Genomic DNA, 24982 nt, shown 5'->3' with positions numbered 1-24982 from the left:
CAGAAACTGTTTTTTGGCTTTAGCTACATTTACTTCCATTATTTATCTCCGTTTTTTCTTTTTGGCAAAACCATATTCGTCAACTTACAAAGTGAGATTAAATTATTGTTTTCATCAGTAATTCGTATTTCCCAAAGGTGAATACTTCGGCCCTTGTGGACAATCTTAGCGGTTGCCGTTACAATTCCATCCCGTTTTGCTTTCAAATGATTGGCTGAAATCTCGATACCGCGAATTTCACTTACGTCGGAATTAACGTATAGCATAGAGGCAGCACTACCTACACTCTCTGCTAAAGCCACTGAAGCGCCGCCATGCAACAATCCCATTGGTTGATGCACGGAAGAATTCACGGGCATTGTGGCCACTAAAAAATCCTCTCCTGCATCAGTATATTCAATATTCAATGTTTGCATTAAGGTATTTTTAGAAACGTGATTGCAATACTGAAGTATTTTTTCTTTGTCGAATGTCATGTTATTGGCTTTTAAAATGTAAAATTAAATAAAAGATAAGTCACAAAATAGTAATTACAATTGTTATTCTAATTCCGAAATAGATTTTTCCTATTTTTACAAAAAATCTAACGAAATGCGTCCTATCCCATTACTACTTTTTATTGGAATAATGCTTTCAATTTTTTCCTGTCGTTCCGATTTTGAGACTGTAACAAGTACTGGCGATTTGAAATTTTCGAAAGACACTATTTATTTAGATACCGTTTTCTCTAATATTGGTTCCAGCACGTACCGACTTAAAGTGTACAACAATAGCAAGAATGACATCACTATTCCAAGTATAAAATTAGGAAAAGGATTGAACTCAAAATACAGAATTACCGTTGATGGATTGCAAGGGACAAATGGCAAAATTTTCAATAATGTGGATCTTTTAGCTAAAGACAGTTTGTATATTTTTATTGAAACTACTGCTAATATCGCCGATGCTATCCCAAACGATTTTTTATATACTGATCAAATTCAGTTTGACAGTGGCGAAAACCTACAAAATGTTAAACTGGTAACGCTAATTCAAGACGCTGTTTTCCTATATCCAAAACGTTTTGCTGATGGAACCACCGAAACACTTCCTATTGGAAACGAAAAAATAGATGGTTTTTATCTGGATGAAAATGATCCTGTAAATGGAAATGAATTGCAATTTACCAATGACAAACCGTATGTGATTTATGGCTATGCAGCGGTTCCTTCTAACAAAACGGCTACTTTTGAGGCTGGAACCCGAGTTCATTTTCATGCGAATTCCGGACTCATTGTAGCCAATAATGCTTCCATAAATATTAATGGAACACTGTCAACTACGGATAAACTAGAAAACGAAGTCATATTTGAAGGCGACCGTTTAGAACCGGATTTTTCGGATGTGCCAGGACAATGGGGAACCATTTGGCTCTCCGATGGCAGTACCAATAATACTTTTAATCATCTCACCATTAAAAATGCTACCATTGGTTTGTTGATTCAAAACAATGATGGCACTACAGTTTCTGTCAAAAACACCCAAATTTACAACAGTAGCAACTACGGAATTTTGGCGCAGACCGCAAAAATAAATGGAGAAAATATAGTCATCAATAATGCAGGATTAGCCAATTTAGCCTGCACGTACGGAGGAAATTATTCATTTGTACATTCTACCTTTTATAATAACTGGAACAGTTCACAACAAGTGGCGGTTTTAGTGAGCAATTATATTTTGGGAGCAGTTCCAGAAGTGAAAGATTTAACCGCTGCGACCTTCAACAACTGCATTATTTATGGTTCATATTCAAACGAAATGAGTTTAACCAAAAAAACCGGAGCCGCTTTTGAATACCAATTCAACAATTGCCTGATTAAATTTGATAATGTTGCCAACCAATTCACGACAAATCCCGATTATCAATTTAATACGGATACGGCACATTACAATGCGATACTTTTGAACAAGGATCCCAAATTCTTTAATATATTAAGAAACAAATTCAATATAGACGAAACTTCTGCCGCTTTCGCAAAAGGGAATTCGGCGTATTTAATTCCGTTTGATATTAGAGGAAACTTGCGAGTTTTACCTCCAGATTTAGGTGCGTACCAAAACAAAACTTTTCCAAAATAAATCACTTTGAATGCCGAGATGTCACGTCAGTAAACAGTTTATTGCAAAACTAAAAATTGAATTACGACCTTACAAAATGTAATTAATTATGTTAAGAAATTCACAATTATCTTCATAATTCCTTAACATAAACCACCAGAAAAGTTATAAATTTGCATGTCTTCAGTTTTTTAAAATTTGAAAATCAAGTTTTACAACTGGAAACTAACCCCAATAACCTAAAACAGTTTTAATTTATGAAAAAAATCTACTCAGCCTTATTATTCCTGATCGTTTCAGTTAGTATAGCCCAGATACCAAGTGGCTATTACACGACCGCTACCGGAACTAGTTACACCTTAAAAACACAATTGTACAACATCATCAAAGGCCATACAGATAATGGGTATTCGGGATTATACACTATTTATCAAACCTCAGACAGAGATTATTACTATGAAAATGATGCTACGATATTAGACATGTATTCTGAAAATCCATCAGGAACAGATCCGTACACCTATTCAGCCGGCACCACTCAAAGATGCGGCACCTATAGCGTAGAAGGCGATTGCTATAATAGAGAACACATTATTCCGCAGTCTACTTTTGGTTCAGCAGCTCCAATGGTTTCAGATGCCCATTTCATCACGCCAACTGACGGAAAAGTAAACGGACAGCGTTCTAATTATCCACACGGACCGGTAACTTCACCAACTTGGACCTCCTTAAACGGAAGTAAACTTGGAGCAAGTACAACTTCTGGTTATGCCGGACCTATTTTCGAACCTATCAACGAGTTCAAAGGTGACATTGCACGCATGTACTTTTATTTTGCCACACGTTATGAAAATACTGTTGCCGGCTATTCTTATGCAATGTTTAATGGCACAAGTAATCAGGTTTTCACTACAGCTTTTTTAAACTTATTGATAACATGGCACAATCAAGATCCTGTTAATAATAGAGAAATTGCTCGCAACAATGCTATTTACACGGCTCAAAACAATAGGAATCCATATATTGATCATCCTGAATATGTACAGGCGATTTGGAACCCAACAGCTGATGCACAAATTCCTACCACACCAACAAATTTAGTAGCTAACGGAACAACTTCAAACTCCATTTCATTAAGCTGGACGGCTTCCGCTGATAATATTGGAGTGACTGGATATAATGTTTATATGAACAGCGCTCTAAAAACGACTGTTACCGGAACAACAACTACGATCACTGGACTAACAGCTGCAACAGCATATTCCTTTTATGTTGTCGCTAAAGATGCAGCTGGAAATTCTTCAGCTTCAAGTAACATTGTAAACGCTACAACTACCGCGGGAACATCAATTGCGTATTGTGCTTCTCAAGGAAACAGCACTGCGGATGAAAAAATAGGAAAAGTCGTTTTTGGTTCCATAAATAATACCACTACCGGGACTGCAGGCTATGAAAATTTCACTGCAATAACTACAAATGTAACTTCTGGAACTGCAAATACCATTACCATCACACCGTCATGGACAAGTACAGCTTTCAGTGAAGGATATTCCGTTTGGATTGATTATAACAAAAACGGATTATTTACAGATGCTGGTGAATTGGCTTGGTCAAAAGCTACTTCAACAACAACTCCGGCAACGGGAACAATCACTATACCAGTTTCGGCTGCATTAGGAACTACGAGAATGAGAGTTTCAATGAAATACAATGCCATTCCAACTTCGTGTGAAGCGATTCCGTATGGCCAAGTAGAGGATTATACCGTAAATATAGTTGCCGGAACTGCTGATACAACAGCGCCATCTGCACCTACAGCTTTGACAGCATCAGGAACAACTCAAACTGCGACCACTTTATCTTGGACCGCTGCTACTGATAATGTTGGAGTAACCGGATACGATGTGTACAGAGGAACCACTTTATTAGGAACCGTTTCAACCACAACCTATAATGTTACCGGATTAACTGCCGCAACAGCTTATTCTTTTTCTGTAAAAGCTAAAGATGCCGCAGGGAATATTTCTGCAACGAGTAATACCCTGAATGTCACAACGGCTGCAACTGGCTCCACTGCAACCGATTTATTATTTTCAGAATATATTGAAGGTTCCTCAAACAACAAAGCGTTGGAAATTTCGAATGCAACTGGCGCTGCCATTAACTTATCTATTTACAGTATTAAAAAACAAAGCAATGGTGCTGGTGCTTGGAGTACCGGATTATCGCTGACAGGAACTTTGAATAACGGAAGTAAATTCACTATTGTAAATAGCTTAATGGCATCCACTTGTTATCCTATAAGCTCGGCTAATCTTTCTACATCAGCTGGTGAAATGACTTTTAATGGGAATGATGCTGTAGGATTATTCAAAAATGGAGTCCTAATTGATATCATTGGAACTTTTAACGGCGGAACAGCAAACTTTGCGGTTGATCAAACAATCAGAAGAAAAGCTACTGTAACTTCTCCAACTACTACTTTCAATAAAACAACGCAATGGGATTCATTTGCATCAGATACTTGTAATAACTTAGGAAGTCGAATGGTTGTTAAAGAGTCTAAAATTGAAACAGTTTTAGATACTAATGATGTCGCTATCTATCCAAATCCATCGAATGGAACTTTCTTTATCAATAATTCGAATAAAATGTATGCTATCGAAATTTATTCTATTATTGGGCAGAAGATTTATAGCGAAGAAAACAGCACCAAATCAGAAATTACGCTGCCAAATATCACAAAAGGAATGTATTTGGTTCGAGTTACTATCGATTCTAATTCGGTCATAAAAAAATTAATAATCAACTAATTCAAAAAGCGGCAAATTTGCCGCTTTTTTTGTTTTTATTTTTAAAAAAAAGATGCCTTGACCCTGTATTTCAACATCGCTTTTAGGTTTCCTTTCTTTTATCATAATCTAAAATAATACTATGACTGCGGTATATGAAATGTTTCAAGGTCTTCATTTATTTACCTGTTATAATATCTCGATATACAAATTTTTGAGTGTTCATCATTCCGTTAATATGTAATTCACATATGTTTTAATTGTAAATTGACCTATCAATTCGGTAACTAAACCCGTCTAAATCCGTCTAAATATGCTTTTTATGAACGCAAGAAAAAGTACTTCTCAACCAAGATTTTTACTTGATGAATTATAGTAAGTAATTCTTTTGAAGATTTTCCTTTGTCACTCTTAATCTGTTTTAAATCAAACTCTTTTTTTAACGGATTATTTCCAGTCCTTTTGTCTGTTTTTATTGATGCCGATTTGGAAATATGTGTATCAAATATTTTGTGTATTTCTTTACACCAATAATCTTCAAGTTGGTCAAAATATACTCTTTTGATTTTGCCAGTATCATTTGTTTCAACGGCGATTATCAATTTCTTTTTTTTGAATTATTGCTTCTTCCTTGTTTGAGATCTTCTTTGCCACCAAAAACAAATTCATGAATAAAAACCTGACCAATTATTGACTGTAAAGCACTACTTGCCGTAGTAATTCTAACTTTTTTAACGAAATTATTGCTGTAGTGCTACTGATTTTTAATCATTTTGCTTTTTGTTTTGTCGAGAAACTTTTTGCGATTGCATTTATCTCAAAAACAATTATGAATGCTTTTCATAAACCAAATCGAACTCTGTGAAAAATAGTATTTACCATCGGACTTTCAATATGATGGCATGCGTTACAATCTCTTGGGAATTCTTTTTACGAATAGTAAATTTTGTGCGATTGCATCTTACATATTTAAAACTTTATTTCGACTTTATTTTTGCCAAATATTCTAAAAAATCTCAATCTGTTTTGAACTTATCGGTGAATTTTAAAATACTTTCTTCTGTGAATTTTTCGATACTTTAAATACAAATCAAATGATAAGTAATTATCAGAATACCTCTAAATAATTTAAATAGGAACAAAACTTTAAATATTATAATATATTTATTAAATTCTATAACATTCTAACTGTCAGTAATTAATATCTTTATTTAATGCAAAAATTTAACGAAATAAATTCAAATGAAAACGTCTAATCATACACTCGAGTTCGAAGATGGCACTGTAACTTCTGGAACTAATCTTTCGTATTGGTTTTCTTCCAATATTGAGAAGCTAACTTTTGAGAAATTAAACCAAAATATTGATACAGATATTTTAGTGATAGGAGGCGGCATTGCGGGACTGACTACCGCCTACTGTCTTGCAAAGTCGGGACGAAAAGTAATTTTAGTGGAAGACGGATATATAGGAAGCGGTGAAACTGGAAGAACTACCGCTCATCTTACTTGTGCGCTTGACGATCGGTATTTTGAATTGGAAGAAAATTTCGATGAACAAGCTGCAAAATTAATAGCTAATAGCCATATGGCTGCAATTGAATGGATAGCCAATACAGTAGAACATCATAATATTGATTGTCATTTTAAAAGAGTTGATGGTTATTTGTTTTTAAGTTCTTCTGACACAGTAGAAACTTTGGAAAAAGAATACGAAGCTACAAAACGTGCAGGACTTACTACAGAGATGTTAAATTATATCCCTTCTATAGTTTCGGAAGACAGCAATTTGTGTATTAAGTTTTCAGATCAAGCACAATTCCACATACTGCTTTATATTAAAGGATTGGCAGAAGCTTTAATAAACTTAGGTGGAAAAATATATACACAAACAAAAGCAGAAAATATAACTACTCAGGGCGCTACTGCAAACGGTTTTAAAGTAAAAGCAAATCACATTGTAGTTGCAACCAACACCCCGATTAACGACTGGGTAACGATGCATACTAAGCAATGGCCTTATCGATCCTATGTTATAGGTATTAAAATTCTTAAAGGAAAACTCCCCTACGCATTATGGTGGGACACTGGCGATATGAGTGCAAAATGGATCGTAAAACCGTACCATTATGTCCGTTTAGAAGAATATGATGAACAGTATGACTTGTTGATTGCTGGTGGTGAAGACCATCGCACGGGGCAGGCAGATGACGAAAATATTAAAGAAGAAGACCGTTATGCGAAATTAGAAAAATGGACAAAAAAACATTTTCCTGTAACTGGAGCTATTGAATTCAAATGGTCAGGTCAGGTTATGGAACCTCTTGATTCATTGGCATACATTGGCAAAAATCCTGGGGAAGACAACATTTACATTATCACAGGCGATTCCGGTAACGGTATGACACATGGAACACTTGGGGGAATGATTATTAACGATATAATTACCGGAAAAGAGAATCCTTGGATTGAAATATACAGCCCGTCTCGCATAAGCCTAAAAAAAACTGGTGATTACCTGCACGAGATTGGAAACATGGTTGCGCAATTTGCTGACTATGTTGTTCCGGAAGATTTAAAGGAAGTAACCGATTTAAAACCAGGTGAAGGTGGAATAATTTCAGTAGGGTTAAAGAAAATAACAGCCTATCGTGATGAACAAAATAATCTTCATACCTGTTCTGCGGTATGTCCTCACTTAGGTGCCATACTGCAATGGAATGCCGATGAAAAAACATTCGATTGTCCAATGCACGGTTCTCGTTTCACAAAAGTAGGTAATGTGATAAATGGACCGGCATCATCAGATTTAAAAAAAATTATGCACAATGAGCCTAAAATCTAAAAATTAAGATCTCTACTTAGCTGGACGGCCTCTACTGATAATATTAGAGTGAGTGGATATAATGTAAACTTGAACAGTGCTTTAAAAGCAACTGTATCCAGTACATCAACAACTATCACGGGACTAACCGCTTCTACTGCCTTCTCTTTCTCTTTAAAAGCTAAATATGCCGCAGGAAATATGCCTACAGCAAGTAACACGGTAAATGTTACAACTGCTGCAGCGGGTAGCTCAACTGCAACGGACTTGTTGTTTTCTGAATATATTGAAGGTTCCTCAAACAATAAAGCGTTGGAAATTTAGAATGCAACTGGCGCAACAATCGACTTATCGATTTATAGCATCCAAAAACAAACGAAAGGTGCCGGCGCTTGAAGTATAGATTAAGTCTAACAGGAACTTTGAGTAGTGGAAGTAAATTCACTATTGTAAATAGTTTAATGGCCTCCATTTATTATCCTATAGCCTCTGCAAACCTTTTTACAGCTGAAACTGCAATGACTTTTAACAGAAATGACGCTGTAGGTTTATTCAAAAACGGCGATTTAATTGATATCACAGGAACTTTTAACGGCGGAACGGCAAACTTTGCAGCGGATTAGACTATCAGAAGGAAATCTACCGTTACTTCTCCAACTACTACTTTTAATAAAACAACGCAGTGGGATTCTTACACTTCTGATACGTGTAACAATTTAGGACGTAGCATGGCCGAAAACGCGCCAAAAACCAGCATTGCTTTGGATATCAATGATATCGCACTCTATCCAAATCCATCCAATGGAACTTTCTTCATCAATAATTCAAATAAAATATATGCTATCGAAATTTATTCTATAATTGGTCAGAAGATTTTTGAAGAAGAAAACAGTACCAGATCAGCAATTACGTTACCAAATAGTGTAAAACGAACGTACTTGGTTCGAGTTAGCATCGGTTCGGATTCGGTCATAAAGAAATTAATAATCAACTAATTGGGAAAGCGGCAAATTTGCCGCTTTTTTTATACCCAAAATTTAATCTTAATTGACTAAATTTGCACCGCAATACAACAAACTACATAACAATGATCCATTTCTTTGAAAACCAAAGCAAAACTGTTTTTGCAGTACAAACGCAAAACGAAATTTCGGCTCAAGACATTTCAAAACTTAACTGGCTTTTTGCCGATTCAAATAAAATAGAAAAATCCGTACTGACGGATTTTTTTGTTGGTCCTCGCGCCACTATGATAACGCCGTGGAGCACCAATGCTGTGGAAATTACCCAAAATATGGGAATTTCCGGAATCATCAGAATCGAAGAATTTCACAAAGCAACTGCTGATTTCTTTGATTTTGATCCGATGCTTTCGCAAAAATACGCCGAATTGAATCAAGATATTTTCACTATTAACGTAATGCCGGAAGCCATTTTGGACATCGATGATATTGCGGCTTACAACAAACAAGAAGGATTATCCTTAAGTCCTGAGGAAGTAGAATACTTAGATAATCTAGCGATTAAATTAGGGCGAAAACTAACAGATTCTGAGATTTTTGGTTTTTCACAAGCCAATTCAGAACACTGTCGTCACAAGATTTTCAACGGGAAATTTATCATTGACGGGGAAGAAAAAGAATCTTCTTTATTCAAATTAATCAAGAAAACATCACAGGAAAATCCGAACGATATTGTTTCGGCTTATAAAGATAACGTTGCTTTTGTAAAAGGTCCTCGTGTACAACAATTTGCTCCAAAGAGCGCTGACAAACCTGATTTTTACGAAATAAAAGAATTTGATTCGGTTATTTCATTAAAAGCAGAAACACATAATTTCCCGACAACCGTTGAGCCTTTCAACGGAGCTGCAACAGGTTCTGGAGGAGAGATTCGGGATCGTTTAGCAGGAGGACAAGGTTCTTTGCCAATGGCTGGAACGGCAGTTTACATGACTTCATACTCTCGTTTAGCCGAAAACAGACCTTGGGAAAACGGTATGCCCGAAAGAAAATGGTTGTATCAAACCCCAATGGATATTTTAATCAAAGCTTCCAACGGAGCTTCTGATTTTGGAAATAAATTTGGACAACCGTTAATTACAGGTTCTATTCTGACTTTCGAACACGAAGAAGACGCACGCAAACTAGGTTTCGACAAAGTGATTATGCAAGCGGGTGGAATTGGTTACGGAAAATTAGATCAGGCAATAAAGAAAAAACCACAAACAGGCGATAAAATTGTTATCCTTGGTGGTGAAAATTATAGAATCGGAATGGGTGGCGCTGCCGTTTCTTCAGCAGATACAGGTGCTTTCAGTTCAGGAATTGAGTTGAACGCGATCCAACGTTCGAACCCAGAAATGCAAAAACGTGCTGCCAACGCCATTCGTGGTCTGGTAGAAAGCGATATTAATCCAATTGTCTCCATTCACGATCATGGAGCTGGAGGACATTTAAACTGTCTTTCGGAATTAGTGGAAGATACCGGTGGATTAATTGATTTAGACAAATTGCCTGTAGGAGATCCTACCCTTTCGGCAAAAGAAATTATTGGTAACGAATCTCAAGAAAGAATGGGATTGGTTATTGGTAAAGAAAATATTGATTTACTGCAAAAAATTGCCGACCGGGAACGTTCTCCAATGTATCAAGTGGGTGATGTAACTGGAGACCACCGTTTTACTTTCGAATCAAAATCAACTGGTGCTAAACCAATGGATTTTGCCTTGGAAGACTTTTTTGGAAGTTCTCCAAAAGTGGTCATGACAGACAAAACAATCAAAAGAAATTATACTGATTTAGTGTACCATAAGAAGAACATCTCAACGTATCTAGAGCAAGTCCTTCAACTGGAAGCAGTAGCTTGTAAAGACTGGTTGACCAATAAAGTGGACCGTTGTGTGGGTGGTAAAGTGGCTAAACAGCAATGCGCCGGTCCCTTGCAATTGCCATTGAACAATTGCGGTGTAATGGCCTTGGATTACCAAGGAATAGAAGGAGTTGCCACTTCAATAGGTCATTCTCCTGTTGCAGCATTGATTGATCCCGTTGCAGGGAGCAGAACGGCTATTGCAGAAGCATTGTCTAACATAGTTTGGGCTCCAATAAAAGATGGTTTAGACGGAATTTCACTTTCGGCTAACTGGATGTGGGCGTGTAAAAACGAAGGGGAAGATGCGCGTTTGTATGCAGCAGTTCAAGGTTGTTCTGATTTTGCAATCGAATTGGGAATCAATATTCCAACAGGAAAAGATTCACTTTCAATGAAACAGAAATATCCAAATGAAGAGGTAATCGCACCGGGAACAGTAATTATTTCAGCAGGTGGAAATTGTACCGACATCAGAAAAGTAGTGGAACCCGTTTTACAAAGAGACGGCGGTTCTATTTATTATATCAATTTGTCACAAGATGATTTCAAATTAGGCGGTTCTTCGTTCGCACAAACGTTGAATACTATTGGAAAGGAAGTACCAACGATTAAAGACGCTGCATTTTTTAAAAGAGCGTTTAATACAATACAAGAATTAATTTTAAACAACAATATCCTTGCAGGACACGATATTGGAAGTGGTGGATTGATCACAACTTTATTAGAAATGTGTTTTGCCGATGTGAATTTAGGAGCTAAAATAGACTTCTCCGTTTTCGAAGAAAAAGACATCATCAAATATCTTTTTGCTGAAAATATCGGAATTGTTTTCCAAGCAAAATCAGATGCTGATGTTGAATCTAAATTAAGCGCCAATAACGTTTCTTTCTATAAATTGGGAACCGCTACAAATGAAGCGACTTTAGATTTTGGTCCTTGCAAGTTAGACATTGCTAAATACAGAGATGTTTGGTATAAAACTTCTTTCTTATTGGATCAAAAACAATCGAAAAACGGGGCGGCTCAAGCGCGTTTTGACAATTATAAAAATCAAGCCTTAAACTATACTTTTCCAACACATTTTACAGGAAAAAAACCAGTTATCGACAATTCTAAAACGCGTCCAAAAGCAGCTATTATCCGTGAAAAAGGAAGTAATTCTGAGCGTGAAATGGCAAATGCCATGTACTTAGCCGGTTTTGATGTAAAAGACGTTCACATGACCGATTTGATTTCAGGTCGTGAAACTTTGGAAGACATTCAGTTTATTGGAGCTGTTGGTGGTTTCTCCAATTCAGATGTTTTAGGTTCTGCCAAAGGTTGGGCCGGAGCATTTTTATACAATGAAAAAGCAAAAATAGCTTTAAACAATTTCTTTAGAAGGGACGACACTTTATCTGTTGGAATCTGTAATGGTTGTCAATTGTTTATGGAACTGGAAGTAATTAATCCGGAGCATGAAGTTCACGGAAAAATGCTGCATAACGAAAGTAACAAACACGAAAGTATTTTTACATCGGTAACGATACAAGAAAATAATTCGGTGATGCTTTCTTCATTAGCAGGAAGTACACTAGGAGTTTGGGTTTCGCATGGTGAGGGTAAATTCAATTTGCCAATGGGCGAAGAAAACTACAATATTGTTTCTAAATATGCCTATGAAGGCTATCCTGCTAACCCAAACGGATCGCATTATGATGTTGCGATGCTTTGCGACAAAACAGGACGTCACTTGGTTATGATGCCGCACATTGAGCGTTCTACGTTCCAATGGAATTGGGCACATTATCCGAAAGATAGAGACGATGAAGTTTCGCCTTGGCATGAAGCGTTTGTCAATGCCAGAAAATGGATGGATAAAAAATAAGTTACAAAATAGATTTTTGAAAGGCGTTCCTGAATAAGGAGCGCTTTTTTTTACGAAACAATCTTAAAATTTGATTTAAGTGAAACAACGGCATTGCATTTCAACAATATTTTCAAAAATTTTACAATATAATTTTGAATTTTTTTTTAAATCATCTTCTATACTGCTCATTTTCAACTGAAACATCTATTTAAATAATTGGCTTAATTAAGTACTTTGCAACGTAAATTGCTGAAAATAGATTTTAAGATTATTCAAAAAAAAAAAAAGATCGAAAACGCTGCGCTTAGTTTACACAAATAGGCAAGAACTCTCTGCAAACGAGCGTCAAAGGAAATAATATTGTATTAGCCATTATTACAAAATTTTGCCTCTTAGTATTAAAGTAAGTTTGTGAACATCAGTTTTGCAGCTTACTCTATGTAACTGATTTTATATTTTACAGCGCCAAGGTTACCAAAAGCTGCGCCGGCTGTATTACTACATAAAATCATAGCCAAGCGTTACTCATCTAACATTAGCAATATTTTAACTAAAAAACGTATGCTTAAGCCCAATTGTGCTGTACGGATTGCTTTACCATGCTCCGAGATTAATTTGCTTTAAGCAGAACAGAAGGTTGTCCATTTAAAGTACCATAAATTTATTTAATGTAAAACATTACAAACATTAATAAAAACTTATGAATAAAAAATACCACTTTTGTAATTAGTTAATTAATACAATCACTAAGCCAATAAAAGAATAATTAAGGGTTTTAATGAGTGGTTTAAAAAAAATTGTTGACGGAATTGCAGTATGTTCTTACGTGCTAAAAATTTAGGCTGTATTATTTTCCTTTTCTAATATTTTGAATTAGTAAACAAAAATTAGAACATTAACGATGAAGACAGATGCCTATTGTATTCGCTTAACTTTTAACCAACCAAAAGTTGAGCGGAGCAATTCCTTTTCCTCTATCGATGTCAAAATTTATGAATTAGAGAATAGAGTACTAATTTATCACTAAAAATTTCGTGGCAAAAAATTATTTTTAGACGGGTAAATTATAAAAAAGTACTTTAGTACTAATATATATTTATCACATTTAAAGCACTTTCAACATTAAATAATAAAACTCCTGTTGAGGTTTAAAAAATTAAATTATGTAACCTCCAAAAATGCCTTGAGAACACTTTAATCTAAACTTTTAACAAATCAAGAATTATTTAAAATTGCAAAATAGTAGTGTGAGCCCTCTTGAAAAGAAATGCTTTTTTATTAGGAAAATCTCTTTGATAATCCCTTCAAGAAAACGATTTCGTTAATAATCAACAATGCTTTCAAAATTTTGCGATATTATTTCCAAATTTTAAAATTTATCGCTAATTTTTTTTTAATTTGCGAACAAAACCAACATTTCCATAATGATAAATATCACTCGCCTCTTTGATTTTCCCTATTATCAGCAAGAAAAATACAATTCCATTCCGGATGCTTTAGTAAGCAAACACAACGGTGTCTGGGTAAAAACATCGACCCAGGAATATATTGCAAAAGCTAACGCCATTTCGAGAGCATTACTCCGATTGGGCGTTCAAAAAGACGATAAAATTGCCATTATTTCGTCTAATAACAGAACCGAATGGAATATTATGGATATTGGTGCTTTGCAAACCGGAGCGCAAACTGTTCCTATTTATCCAACCATTTCTGAAGAAGATTATGAATACATCCTGAATCATTCAGGTGCGATTTATTGTTTTGTATCGGATGCTGAAGTACTTCGAAAAGTAAATTTAATTAGAGCTAAAGTCCCTAGTATAAAAGAAGTATACTCTTTCAACGAAATTGAAGGGTGTAAAAACTGGAATGAATTATTGATTCTTGGTGTAGACACCGGAAACCAAGATGAGGTGGAACAACGTAAAAACAACGTAAAAACAGAAGATTTAGCGACTATTATTTATACTTCCGGAACAACAGGAAGACCAAAAGGCGTTATGCTTTCGCACAAAAATATTGTATCTAATGTAATCGATAGCGCGGCAAGAATTCCTTTTGAAGCAGGAAAAAGCCGCGCTTTAAGTTTCCTGCCTATCTGTCATATTTTTGAGAGAATGATTTTGTATTTATACCAATATTACGGTGTTTCGGTATATTTTGGAGAATCAATTGATAGAGTCAGTGACAATCTTAAAGAAGTAAAACCAACGGTAATCACTGCTGTACCTAGGCTTCTTGAGAAAGTATATGATAAAATATATGCCAAAGGAACAGAATTAACCGGCATCAAAAAGAAATTATTCTTTTGGGCAATTGACTTAGGTTTAATCTATGAGCCGTATGGCAAAAATGGATTTTGGTATGAGTTCCAACTCAAAATTGCCCGTAAACTGATTTTCAGCAAATGGAAAGAAGGTTTAGGTGGAAATTTAGATTTAATGGTTTCCGGAAGCGCTGCTTTGCAACCGCGATTAGCCCGAATTTTTGCCGCTGCCGAAATCCCGGTTATGGAAGGATACGGTTTGACTGAAACCTCTCCGGTAATCTCCGTAAATGACTTAAGAAATGGTGGTTTCAGAGTGGGGACGGTAGGTAAAGTAATCGACAATGTAGAAGTTATCATTGCTGAAGACGGTGAAATCCTTTGCAAAGGACCGAACGTAATGCTGGGTTATTACAAAGACGAAAAATTAACGAACGAAGTAATTACAAACGGCTTTTTCCACACGGGAGATATTGGGATTTTTGACGAAGACGGATTCTTGAAAATCACCGATAGAAAGAAAGAAATGTTCAAAACCTCCGGAGGTAAATATATAGCACCACAATTAATCGAAAATACAATGAAACAATCGCGTTTTATTGAACAAATCATGGTTATTGGTGACGGACAAAAAATGCCGGCAGCTTTTATTCAGCCGAGTTTTGACTTCATAAAAGAATGGGCCATTATTCATGGAATAGACGTTGGAAAAAGCAATGAAGAAATAATTGCCAACGAAAAAGTAATCGAAAGAATTCAGGTGGAAATTGACAACCTGAATGAAAAATTCGGAAATTGGGAAAAGATAAAACGTTTTGAGCTCACACCAGATTTATGGTCTGTGGAAGGCGGACAGCTAACGCCTACACTGAAACTGAAACGAAAAATAGTAATGGAAAAATACATTGATTTATTCCATAAAATATACAACTAGCCGTTATAAAACCGATCGTTATGAAACTAAAAGTCTTGATTTGCTCCGTTATCAGTTTATTCATTTTTTCTAATTGTCAGGAAAAATCAAAGGAAGATTCCGTAAAAGCAAATTATTTAGACTTTTCTAATCGGGACGACCAACTCACTGGCGGCATCAAAATGATTCCGATAAAAACGCCAAAAGGCACGTTTAAAGTTTGGACCAAACGAGTGGGCAACAATCCTAAAATAAAAGTGTTGTTGCTGCACGGCGGTCCAGGTTTGACGCATGAATTATATGAGGCATTTGACGGTTATTTCCCAAACGAAAGTATCGAATACATTTATTACGACCAGTTGGGATCCTATTATAGCGACCAACCCAATGACAACAGTTTATGGACAAACGAACGTTTTGTGGAGGAAGTGGAACAGGTCCGAAAAGCATTAGGCTGTGACAATACCAACTTTTATATTTTGGGACAATCCTGGGGCGGAATCCTCGCGATGGAATACGCTTTGAAATACCAAAAGAACCTGAAAGGACTGATTATTTCAAATATGATGGCCAGCGCACCTGCTTACAACAAATATGCAGAAAAAGTGCTGGGTCCAAAACTTCCCCAAGCAGTTTTTGATCAAATAAAAACATTTGAAAAAAACAAAGATTATACCAATCCAAAATACACCGAACTGCTTTTTAAATATTATTATACGGAACACATTTTAAGAATGCCTGTTGATCAATGGCCAGAATCCATAAACAGAACTTTCAAACACATCAACCCAAATGTTTATGTTTATATGCAAGGGCCAAGTGAATTTGGAATTACAGGAAATGCTTCTTTAAAGAATTGGGATGTCACTGCCAGACTTAAAACGATTAGCGTTCCCACTCTGGTTATTGGTGCCAAATATGACACTATGGATCCCAAACACATGGAATGGATGTCTAAAGAAGTACAAAACGGACGCTTCTTGTTTTGTCCTAACGGAAGTCACCTTTCACAATACGATGATCCTAAAACCTATTTTACGGGCGTGATCAAGTTCCTTAAAGATGTGGATAATGGTGAGTTTAAGAAGGCATAACCAAAATACATATTACAAAAAACCACGAATTGATGTTCGTGGTTTTTTGATTTTAGAATTCATAATGATCAAACTAAAAATCAAATATAATTGTAATAAACTACTTTTAATTGCGGAAAACTCCTTATAACTCCAAGTATACTAGATTCCCCAATCATTCTCCCCAGCAGGATTTGCGTAAGGGATAGAAGTGGCATCCTTTTATGAAGCCATAGCGGAAAAAAAGATACAACGCACAGCCCGACCCGCAGGGATACGCCCAAAAAATTTAATTACTAGTAAAAAACGATATAATCTGCTCTATTTCAGCTGAGTTTTTTTATATTTAATACTTTTTAACAAAAAAATAATTTAATATATTATGCATGCATAGTATTTTTGATTATATTTGAAATCGATATAGTTACTTATGAGAGATAAAACGATAGATTATATTTTACGTGCCACCTGGCAAGCGGTGGCCAGAATGTATAATGAAGAAGCGTCGAAATACGATGCGAGCATGGCTACTGGATTCGCCTTATTAAGTATTGATAAGGAAGGTGGAACGCCATCGACCTCTTTGGGACCTAAAATGGGAATGGAAGCTACGAGCTTAACCAGAACCCTGAAATCTATGGAAGAAAAAGGCTTAATTATCCGAAAGAAAAATCCTGAGGATGGCCGTGGTGTTTTGATTTACCTTACTGATTTTGGTAAAGAAAAAAGAGAATTATCTAAGAATACGGTTTTGAAATTTAATGAAACCGTCAAACAACACATCTCTGAAGAGAAGCTGCAACATTTTATTGAAGTGGCTGAAATCATCAATGAATTAATTTTGGACAAAAATATATTTAATCACGCGAGCGTCAGCGAACTGATGGAGCAAACTGAAAAAACAGAAAAGGACATTGCCTGATTCAAAAAAATAATTAAGAATGGCGATACCATATTCAAATAAAAAAACAAATATTAACTACGTATGAAACGCACAATTAAAAAAGTTGCAGTAATTGGATCCGGAATTATGGGTTCAGGAATTGCCTGTCATTTTGCTAACATTGGTGTTGAGGTTTTACTTTTGGACATTGCTCCAAGAGAACTTACCGAAGCAGAAGCCAAAAAAGGGCTTACTTTAGAAAGCAAAATTGTAAGAAACCGATTAGTGAATGAGCATTTAGCTAATTCCCTGAAATCGAAGCCCTCTCCTATTTACAGTCAGAAATTCGCAAGCAGAATTACAACTGGAAATACTACCGATGACATGGCGAAAATTGCTGCTGTTGATTGGATTATTGAGGTTGTAGTGGAACGTTTGGACATCAAGAAAATGGTTTTTGAACAAATTGAAAAATTTAGAAAACCGGGAACTTTAGTAACATCAAATACTTCTGGAATTCCGATTCACTTTATGAGTGAAGGAAGAAGCGACGATTTTCAAAAACACTTCTGTGGGACACACTTTTTTAACCCTGCGCGTTATTTAAAATTATTCGAAATCATTCCTGGCCCACAAACTTCAACAGAAGTGTTGGACTTCCTTACTATATACGGCGAGAAATTCTTGGGCAAAACTTCGGTCGTGGCCAAAGATACTCCAGCATTTATTGGGAATAGAGTTGGGATTTATGGGATTCAGAGTTTGTTTCATTTGGTTAAAGAATTGGGACTTACGATTGAAGAAGTAGATAAATTGACTGGTCCGGTTATTGGTCGCCCAAAATCGGCTACTTTCAGAACCGTTGACGTAGTTGGATTAGATACTTTGGTACATGTAGCCAATGGAATCTACGAAAACTGCCCGAATGACGAGCAACACGAGTTGTTCAAATTACCGGATTTCGTCAACAAAATGATGGAAAACAAATGGTTGGGTAGCAAAACTGGTCAAGGTTTTTATAAAAAAGTAGACAAGGATATTTTGTCTTTGGATTTAGACACTTTAGAATACCGTCCGGCTAAAAAAGCTTCTTTTGCAACTTTAGAACTGACAAAAACGATTGATAAACCAATTGACCGTTTTAAAGTTTTGGTGAAAGGAAAAGACAAAGCAGGAGAATTCTACAGAAAAAGTTTTGCTGGAATGTTTGCTTACGTTTCGAACAGAATTCCTGAAATTTCAGATGAATTATATAAGATTGACGATGCTATGAAAGCCGGTTTCGGATGGGAAAATGGACCTTTCGAAATTTGGGATGCTATTGGTGTTGCAAAAGGAATCGAAATGATGAAAGCAGAAGGTCTTGAACCAGCTGCTTGGGTAAATGATATGTTGGCTTCTGGAAGTTCTAGTTTTTATTCTATTAAAGAAGGAGCAACTTTTTTCTACAATATCCCAACAAAATCACAAACTAAAGTTCCGGGTCAGGATTCCTTTATTATCCTGAATAACATACGCGAAAGCAAAAAAGTGTGGAGTAATAGCGGAGCGATTATACAAGATTTAGGAGACGGAATCTTGAATTTAGAATTCCAATCTAAAATGAATACTATTGGTGGTGATGTTTTGGCCGCTATCAATAAAGCAATTGATTTATCTGAAAAAGAATATCAGGGTTTGGTTATTGGAAATCAAGCAGCGAATTTCTCTGTTGGAGCTAATATCGGAATGATTTTCATGATGGCTGTGGAGCAAGAATACGATGAGTTGAACATGGCGATCAAAATGTTCCAAGACACGATGATGCGTGTACGTTATTCTGGAATTCCAGTAATAGTTGCACCACACGGAATGACTTTTGGTGGTGGTTGCGAAATGAGCTTACATGCTGATAAAGTAGTCGCTGCAGCGGAAACGTATATGGGATTAGTGGAGTTTGGTGTTGGAGTAATCCCAGGTGGTGGTGGTTCAAAAGAATTGGCATTGCGTGCATCCGATTTATTCCATAAAAATGATGTGGAGTTGAACGTATTGCAAGAATATTTCTTGACTATTGCTATGGCAAAAGTGTCCACTTCTGGATATGAAGCTTTTGATACCGGACTTTTACAACAAGGGAAAGATATTATTGTAGTAAACAAAGACCGTCAGATTGCTGAAGCAAAAAAACACGCTCTACTAATGGCCGAAGCCGGTTACACACAACCAATTCGCAGAAGCGATGTAAAAGTTCTTGGAAAACAAGCTCTGGGAATGTTCTTAGTAGGAACGGACCAAATGGAAGCCGGAAAATACATCTCGGAACACGACAAAAAAATCGCTAACAAACTGGCTTATGTGATGGCTGGTGGTGATTTATCAGAACCAACATTAGTAACTGAACAATATTTATTGGATTTGGAACGTGAAGCTTTCTTGTCACTTTGTACAGAAAGAAAAACATTGGAGAGAATCCAATTTATGTTAACCAAAGGGAAACCGTTGAGAAATTAATTTTAAAGTAAAAATTAGGAATTATAAATCAGGAATGAGTTTCATTTAAAATTCAAAATTCAAAATATTAGTTATGAAAACAGCCTATATAGTAAAAGCATACAGAACAGCCGTGGGGAAAGCCCCAAAAGGAGTGTTTAGATTTAAACGTCCTGATGAATTGGCAGCGGAAACGATTCAGTTTATGATGAATGAGTTACCTGATTTCGACAAAAAGCGTATTGATGACGTGATGGTAGGAAATGCGATGCCGGAAGCAGAACAAGGACTAAACGTGGGACGATTGATTTCCTTAATGGGATTGAAAATCGAAGATGTTCCTGGTGTAACCGTAAACCGTTATTGCGCGTCAGGATTAGAAACAATTGGTATGGCTACAGCCAAAATCCAGTCTGGAATGGCGGATTGTATCATTGCCGGCGGAGCTGAAAGCATGAGCTTTATTCCAATGGGAGGTTACAAACCGACTCCTGATTATGCTGTTGCAAAAGCTGGAAACGAAGATTACTATTGGGGAATGGGACTAACTGCGGAAGCGGTTGCCAAACAATTCAATGTATCTCGTGCGGACCAAGATGAGTTTGCTTACCAATCGCACATGAAAGCCCTGAAAGCGCAAGCCGAAGGTAAATTTGACAAACAAATAGTTCCTATTACTGTGGAACAAACGTTTATCAACGAGAACGGTAAAAAAGAAACTAAATCCTATATCGTAAATAAAGATGAAGGTCCAAGAGCCGGAACTTCTGTAGAAGCTTTAGCAGGTTTAAAACCCGTTTTTGAAGCTGGTGGAAGTGTAACTGCAGGAAACTCTTCTCAAATGAGTGATGGAGCAGCTTTTGTTCTAATCATGAGCGAAGAAATGGTAAAAGAATTAAACCTTACTCCTATCGCCCGTTTGGTAAACTTTGCTTCGGCTGGAGTGGAGCCAAGAATCATGGGAATTGGCCCTGTAAAAGCGATTCCAAAAGCATTGAAACAAGCTGGTTTAACTTTGAATGATATTGATTTAATTGAGTTAAACGAAGCTTTTGCGTCACAAGCACTAGCTGTAACAAGAGAATTAAACCTAAACCCGGATATTATAAATGTCAATGGTGGAGCAATCGCATTAGGACACCCACTAGGTTGTACCGGAGCAAAATTGTCTGTTCAATTATTCGACGAAATGAAACGTAGAGGAAGCAAATACGGAATTGTGAGTATGTGTGTTGGAACGGGACAAGGTTCTGCAGGGATTTACGAACTTTTGTAGTCAAAGATTTACATCCATATATTGAGGAATTAGATAATAAATAAAAAATATTAAAAAATAAAGAAATGGCAGATACAATTGAAAAAAACGTAACCCGTGGCGGTCAGTTTTTGGTTAAAGAAACAAAGTGCGAAGATGTCTTCACTCCTGAAGACTTCAATGAAGAACAATTAATGATGCGTGACTCTGTAAAAGAGTTCGTAGACAAAGAATTATGGCCTAATAAAGACCGTTTTGAAAAGAAAGATTATGCCTTAACTGAAGAATCCATGCGCAAAGCAGGAGACTTAGGTTTCTTAAGCGTAGCAGTTCCTGAAGCTTACGGTGGAATGGGAATGGGATTTGTAAACACCGTTTTGGTTTGTGATTATATCTCTGGAGCAACGGGGTCATTCTCAACTGCTTTTGGAGCACATACAGGAATTGGAACTATGCCAATCACTTTATACGGAACAGAAGAGCAAAAACAAAAATACGTGCCTAAATTAGCTTCTGGTGAGTGGTTTGGTGCTTACTGTTTGACTGAGCCAGGTGCTGGATCAGATGCTAACTCTGGAAAAACAAAAGCTGTTTTATCAGAAGATGGAAAAACATACTCTATTACAGGACAAAAAATGTGGATTTCGAATGCAGGATTTTGTTCCATGTTTATCGTTTTTGCACGTATTGGTGATGATAAAAACATTACTGGTTTCATTGTAGAAAATGCTGCTGATAACGGTATTTCAATGGGTGAAGAAGAGCACAAATTAGGAATTAGAGCTTCTTCTACTCGTCAGGTTTTCTTTAACGAAACAAAAGTTCCTGCTGAGAACATGTTATCTGAAAGAGGAAACGGATTCAAAATTGCCATGAATGCTTTAAACGTTGGACGTATCAAACTGGCTGCAGCTTGTCTTGACGCACAACGTAGAGTAATTACAAATGCAACTGCTTACGCAAACGAAAGAATGCAGTTTAACACCGCTATTTCTCAATTTGGAGCTATTCGTTCTAAATTAGCTGATATGGCGACTAACTGTTATGCTGGTGAAAGTGCTACTTATAGAGCAGCAAAAGACATTGAAGACAGAATTACTGCACGTGAAGCAGAAGGAATTTCTCATCAAGAAGCAGAATTAAAAGGTGTTGAAGAATATGCTATCGAGTGTTCCATCTTGAAAGTAGCTGTTTCTGAAGACGTTCAAAGCTGTTCTGATGAAGGTATTCAAATCTATGGAGGAATGGGATTCTCTGAAGATACTCCAATGGAGAGTGCTTGGAGAGATGCTCGTATTGCACGTATCTATGAAGGTACAAACGAAATCAACAGAATGCTATCAGTAGGTATGTTGATTAAAAAAGCAATGAAAGGTCATGTTGATTTATTAGGACCTGCAACAAAAGTTGGCGAGGAATTATTAGGTATTCCATCTTTTGACACGCCAGATTACTCTGAGTTATTTGCTGAGGAAAAAGAAATTGTTAAGAATTTGAAAAAAGCATTCTTAATGGTAGCTGGTAGCGCAATACAAAAATTCGGAACTGATTTAGACGCTCACCAACAAATTTTGATGGCTGCTTCGGATATGCTGATAGAAGTATACATGGCGGAAAGCACTATTCTTAGAACGGAAAAATTAGCTAAAAAAGAAGGTGAAGCCAAAGTACAAGAGCAAATTGCTATGGCAAAATTATACTTGTATCAAGCAGTAGACATCGTTACTCAAAAAGGAAAAGAAAGTGTTATTTCTTTTGCTGAAGGAGACGAACAACGTATGATGTTAATGGGATTACGTCGTTTTACAAAATACAGTAACATGCCAAATGTTGTTGCATTAAGAGAAACAATTACATCAAAATTAGTAGCTGAAAATCAATATTGTTTCTAATAAAAATTAGTTTTTAGTTTTTTTTAACCGCCTTGTTCCTGAAAACAAGGCGGTTTCTTTATTTCTTCAAAATACTATTATTTATTTTTTTTTAAACGCATCATTGCGACATCTCCCACAATAAAATTTAAAGTTTTACCATCTTCTGAAATAGAGTAAGAATCTATCTTTTCCAGTGTATTCATGTAAACATTCTCACCTTCGCCTGGACAAAACATTTTAGTAACTGCCATAGGCCCTTTGAAACTAATTTTATTTCCATCAACATTCAATGTTCCAGAATAACTGTTGCAGCTATTTTTTCCAAAAACTCTGTTTTCTTTTAAATCGAAAGTAATCGTTGGCTTATCATTTGGATACAATCCAGAAAAGTCTATTCGTGGTCCTAATATGTAAATCAATTGCCAAGCACCTTGCAATGAAGCTTTTTCAGTATTAATAGTTTTTACGGAATTACAATAAACAAGCACAGAACAAAAAATGGTCAGTGATAAAATTATTTTTTTCATTTGTTTTAATTGATATTTATAAACAACTCATTTTATCTACTAGAAATAAATTTATTATTTTTCTTCATCAGGAATGACATCAGTCTTTTTCTTCTTGATTTCTGTAACCTCTACTTTTATTCCAACAGCATAGGCATTTGGAATAATTTTTTTGCCATGGGCATTGGCATACACTTTAGTGAATTCGGCTCCAAAATATAAGATTATAGCTGAATAGTAAACCCAGATTAAAATAATGATTACTGACCCCGCTGCACCATAAACAGTAGCAACGGTTGAGCTTCCTAAATAAAAACCAATGGCAAATTTACCTATCATGAAGAAAAAAGAAGTAAAACTGGAGCCTATTAAGGCATCTTTCCAAGCAATATGGCCATCAGGCAACGTTTTGAAAATAATAGCAAACAAAATAGTCGTTGTTACAAATAATATTAAAATATTAAAAACATAAAATATGTAAACCGTTGTATCTGGAAAATAAACAAGCAATCGCGTATTGACTATATCCATTACGGTATTAACCATTAAACTCACCATTAATAAAAACCCAACTGAAGCAATCATAGAAAACGACATTAATCTGTTTTGGACGAATTTCACAATTCCTTTATTTGGTTTTGCTTTTAATCCCCAAATAGAATTAATCGAACTTTGTATTTCGGCAAATACACCCGAAGCTCCTACCAATAGCATAATTCCTCCAAGTATTGTTGCAAATGTAACGCTATCAGACAATTCAATATTTTTGATGGTTTCCTGAATTTGGATAGCGGCTTCGTTCCCAACCATTCCATTAATTTGTCCAAAAAATCTTCCGGTAACGGCTTCTCTTCCAAAGAAAAAACTAAAAATCGACAAGATAATAATTAATAAAGGAGGTAATGAAAAGATGGTATAATAGGATAGTGACGCACTTAACTTAAACCCGTTGTCATCATCAAATTCATTGTAAGTTCGCTTTAATAAACCCCAACTTAAAACTGCTATTTCTTTATGTTTCATTTTTGTAACTATTTTATTTTTTTTTAATCAAAAAACTACATCTAATCCTTCTTTTTATTAATTGAAAAGTATGGTCAATACATGGTATTATTTTCTATAACATTGCTTTCAAAATTACAAAGATATTATTTACCACATAGAAATAGATTTTATAAAATTCTTGCACCTTTTGTCTCTCTTAAACAGATTAGAAACATAAAACTAACCAAATTTTAAGTCTTTATTAACCCATAACTACCATTTAATGTTTAAATTTATAATCTATTTTAATAACCTTTTTAG

Annotated in this window: 16 protein-coding genes and 1 pseudogene; 13 read left to right on the top strand and 4 right to left on the bottom strand. The window is 35.8% G+C overall.

What is annotated here, in order from left to right; genetic code table 11:
- Positions 1–38: 38 nt before the first annotated feature.
- Positions 39–476, bottom strand: coding sequence for a PaaI family thioesterase (locus tag BMZ76_RS13220; protein ID WP_091207606.1), 438 nt, complete (start codon positions 474–476; stop codon positions 39–41).
- A 115-nt stretch (positions 477–591) separates the two neighbouring features.
- On the opposite strand from BMZ76_RS13220, the gene BMZ76_RS13215 reads away from it, so the two are divergent.
- Positions 592–2118 carry a hypothetical protein gene (locus BMZ76_RS13215; RefSeq protein ID WP_091207604.1) on the top strand — a complete coding sequence of 509 codons (1527 nt, stop codon included), beginning with the start codon at positions 592–594 and terminating at the stop codon, positions 2116–2118.
- Positions 2119–2354: 236 nt separating this feature from the next.
- Positions 2355–4910, top strand: coding sequence for an endonuclease (locus BMZ76_RS16420; RefSeq protein ID WP_091207599.1), 2556 nt, complete (start codon positions 2355–2357; stop codon positions 4908–4910).
- Positions 4911–5209: 299 nt separating this feature from the next.
- On the opposite strand, the gene BMZ76_RS13205 is transcribed toward BMZ76_RS16420, so the two are convergent.
- A complete protein-coding gene (locus BMZ76_RS13205; protein ID WP_091207594.1) occupies positions 5210–5491 on the bottom strand; it encodes a hypothetical protein in 282 nt (93 codons plus the stop codon).
- A 640-nt stretch (positions 5492–6131) separates the two neighbouring features.
- Between BMZ76_RS13205 and BMZ76_RS13200 the strand changes: the two genes are divergently transcribed.
- The 11 genes and pseudogenes from BMZ76_RS13200 (at position 6132) to BMZ76_RS13155 (ending at position 23189) form a co-directional block, all read left to right on the top strand.
- Positions 6132–7733 (top strand): FAD-dependent oxidoreductase, encoded by a 1602-nt coding sequence (locus BMZ76_RS13200; RefSeq protein WP_091207591.1) that lies wholly within the window; start codon positions 6132–6134, stop codon positions 7731–7733.
- 27 nt (positions 7734–7760) lie between these two features.
- Positions 7761–8036 (top strand): annotated as a pseudogene (locus BMZ76_RS15755) (endonuclease); the annotation flags it as partial.
- A 68-nt stretch (positions 8037–8104) separates the two neighbouring features.
- On the top strand, positions 8105–8335 hold the full coding sequence (locus tag BMZ76_RS15750; protein WP_143071095.1) for a hypothetical protein: 231 nt from the start codon (positions 8105–8107) through the stop codon (positions 8333–8335).
- 105 nt (positions 8336–8440) lie between these two features.
- Positions 8441–8707 carry a T9SS type A sorting domain-containing protein gene (locus BMZ76_RS13190; protein WP_091207583.1) on the top strand — a complete coding sequence of 89 codons (267 nt, stop codon included), beginning with the start codon at positions 8441–8443 and terminating at the stop codon, positions 8705–8707.
- A 92-nt stretch (positions 8708–8799) separates the two neighbouring features.
- Positions 8800–12453: a phosphoribosylformylglycinamidine synthase gene (gene purL / locus BMZ76_RS13185; protein WP_091207580.1), complete on the top strand. Its 3654-nt coding sequence runs from the start codon at positions 8800–8802 to the stop codon at positions 12451–12453.
- Between the two features lie 1406 nt (positions 12454–13859).
- Positions 13860–15635: an AMP-dependent synthetase/ligase gene (locus tag BMZ76_RS13180; RefSeq protein ID WP_091207575.1), complete on the top strand. Its 1776-nt coding sequence runs from the start codon at positions 13860–13862 to the stop codon at positions 15633–15635.
- Between the two features lie 20 nt (positions 15636–15655).
- Positions 15656–16708, top strand: coding sequence for a proline iminopeptidase-family hydrolase (locus tag BMZ76_RS13175; protein ID WP_091207571.1), 1053 nt, complete (start codon positions 15656–15658; stop codon positions 16706–16708).
- Between the two features lie 409 nt (positions 16709–17117).
- Positions 17118–17609, top strand: coding sequence for a MarR family winged helix-turn-helix transcriptional regulator (locus BMZ76_RS13170; protein ID WP_091207569.1), 492 nt, complete (start codon positions 17118–17120; stop codon positions 17607–17609).
- A gap of 63 nt (positions 17610–17672) precedes the next feature.
- On the top strand, positions 17673–20063 hold the full coding sequence (locus tag BMZ76_RS13165; protein WP_091207566.1) for a 3-hydroxyacyl-CoA dehydrogenase/enoyl-CoA hydratase family protein: 2391 nt from the start codon (positions 17673–17675) through the stop codon (positions 20061–20063).
- 73 nt (positions 20064–20136) lie between these two features.
- Positions 20137–21318: an acetyl-CoA C-acyltransferase gene (locus BMZ76_RS13160; protein ID WP_091207563.1), complete on the top strand. Its 1182-nt coding sequence runs from the start codon at positions 20137–20139 to the stop codon at positions 21316–21318.
- A gap of 65 nt (positions 21319–21383) precedes the next feature.
- Complete coding sequence (locus BMZ76_RS13155; RefSeq protein ID WP_091207559.1) at positions 21384–23189, top strand: acyl-CoA dehydrogenase family protein; 1806 nt, start codon at positions 21384–21386, stop codon at positions 23187–23189.
- Positions 23190–23266: 77 nt separating this feature from the next.
- Here BMZ76_RS13155 and BMZ76_RS13150 read toward each other — a convergent pair whose 3' ends face one another.
- Together BMZ76_RS13150 and BMZ76_RS13145 are read right to left on the bottom strand one after the other, a co-directional pair.
- Positions 23267–23698 (bottom strand): META domain-containing protein, encoded by a 432-nt coding sequence (locus BMZ76_RS13150; RefSeq protein ID WP_091207556.1) that lies wholly within the window; start codon positions 23696–23698, stop codon positions 23267–23269.
- A 54-nt stretch (positions 23699–23752) separates the two neighbouring features.
- On the bottom strand, positions 23753–24700 hold the full coding sequence (locus tag BMZ76_RS13145) for a YihY/virulence factor BrkB family protein (protein WP_091207553.1): 948 nt from the start codon (positions 24698–24700) through the stop codon (positions 23753–23755).
- Between the last annotated feature and the right edge of the window lie 282 nt (positions 24701–24982).

The organism is Flavobacterium xueshanense, assembly GCF_900112975.1.
GTDB lineage: Bacteria > Bacteroidota > Bacteroidia > Flavobacteriales > Flavobacteriaceae > Flavobacterium > Flavobacterium xueshanense.
Note: the sequence above shows the minus strand (reverse complement) of the source record. Positions and strands in the feature narration are given on the sequence as shown.

Excerpts from the sequence above, each read along its gene's own strand:
- BMZ76_RS13155 (WP_091207559.1), top strand. The coding sequence starts at position 21,384 with ATGGCAGATACAATTGAAAAAAACGTAACCCGTGGCGGTCAGTTTTTG.
- BMZ76_RS13165 (WP_091207566.1), top strand. The coding sequence starts at position 17,673 with ATGAAACGCACAATTAAAAAAGTTGCAGTAATTGGATCCGGAATTATG.
- purL (WP_091207580.1), top strand. The coding sequence starts at position 8,800 with ATGATCCATTTCTTTGAAAACCAAAGCAAAACTGTTTTTGCAGTACAA.
- BMZ76_RS16420 (WP_091207599.1), top strand. The coding sequence starts at position 2,355 with ATGAAAAAAATCTACTCAGCCTTATTATTCCTGATCGTTTCAGTTAGT.
- BMZ76_RS13150 (WP_091207556.1), bottom strand. The coding sequence starts at position 23,698 with ATGAAAAAAATAATTTTATCACTGACCATTTTTTGTTCTGTGCTTGTT.
- BMZ76_RS13175 (WP_091207571.1), top strand. The coding sequence starts at position 15,656 with ATGAAACTAAAAGTCTTGATTTGCTCCGTTATCAGTTTATTCATTTTT.
- BMZ76_RS13215 (WP_091207604.1), top strand. The coding sequence starts at position 592 with ATGCGTCCTATCCCATTACTACTTTTTATTGGAATAATGCTTTCAATT.
- BMZ76_RS13180 (WP_091207575.1), top strand. The coding sequence starts at position 13,860 with ATGATAAATATCACTCGCCTCTTTGATTTTCCCTATTATCAGCAAGAA.
- BMZ76_RS13190 (WP_091207583.1), top strand. The coding sequence starts at position 8,441 with ATGGCCGAAAACGCGCCAAAAACCAGCATTGCTTTGGATATCAATGAT.
- BMZ76_RS13160 (WP_091207563.1), top strand. The coding sequence starts at position 20,137 with ATGAAAACAGCCTATATAGTAAAAGCATACAGAACAGCCGTGGGGAAA.
- BMZ76_RS13220 (WP_091207606.1), bottom strand. The coding sequence starts at position 476 with ATGACATTCGACAAAGAAAAAATACTTCAGTATTGCAATCACGTTTCT.
- BMZ76_RS13170 (WP_091207569.1), top strand. The coding sequence starts at position 17,118 with ATGAGAGATAAAACGATAGATTATATTTTACGTGCCACCTGGCAAGCG.
- BMZ76_RS13200 (WP_091207591.1), top strand. The coding sequence starts at position 6,132 with ATGAAAACGTCTAATCATACACTCGAGTTCGAAGATGGCACTGTAACT.
- BMZ76_RS13145 (WP_091207553.1), bottom strand. The coding sequence starts at position 24,700 with ATGAAACATAAAGAAATAGCAGTTTTAAGTTGGGGTTTATTAAAGCGA.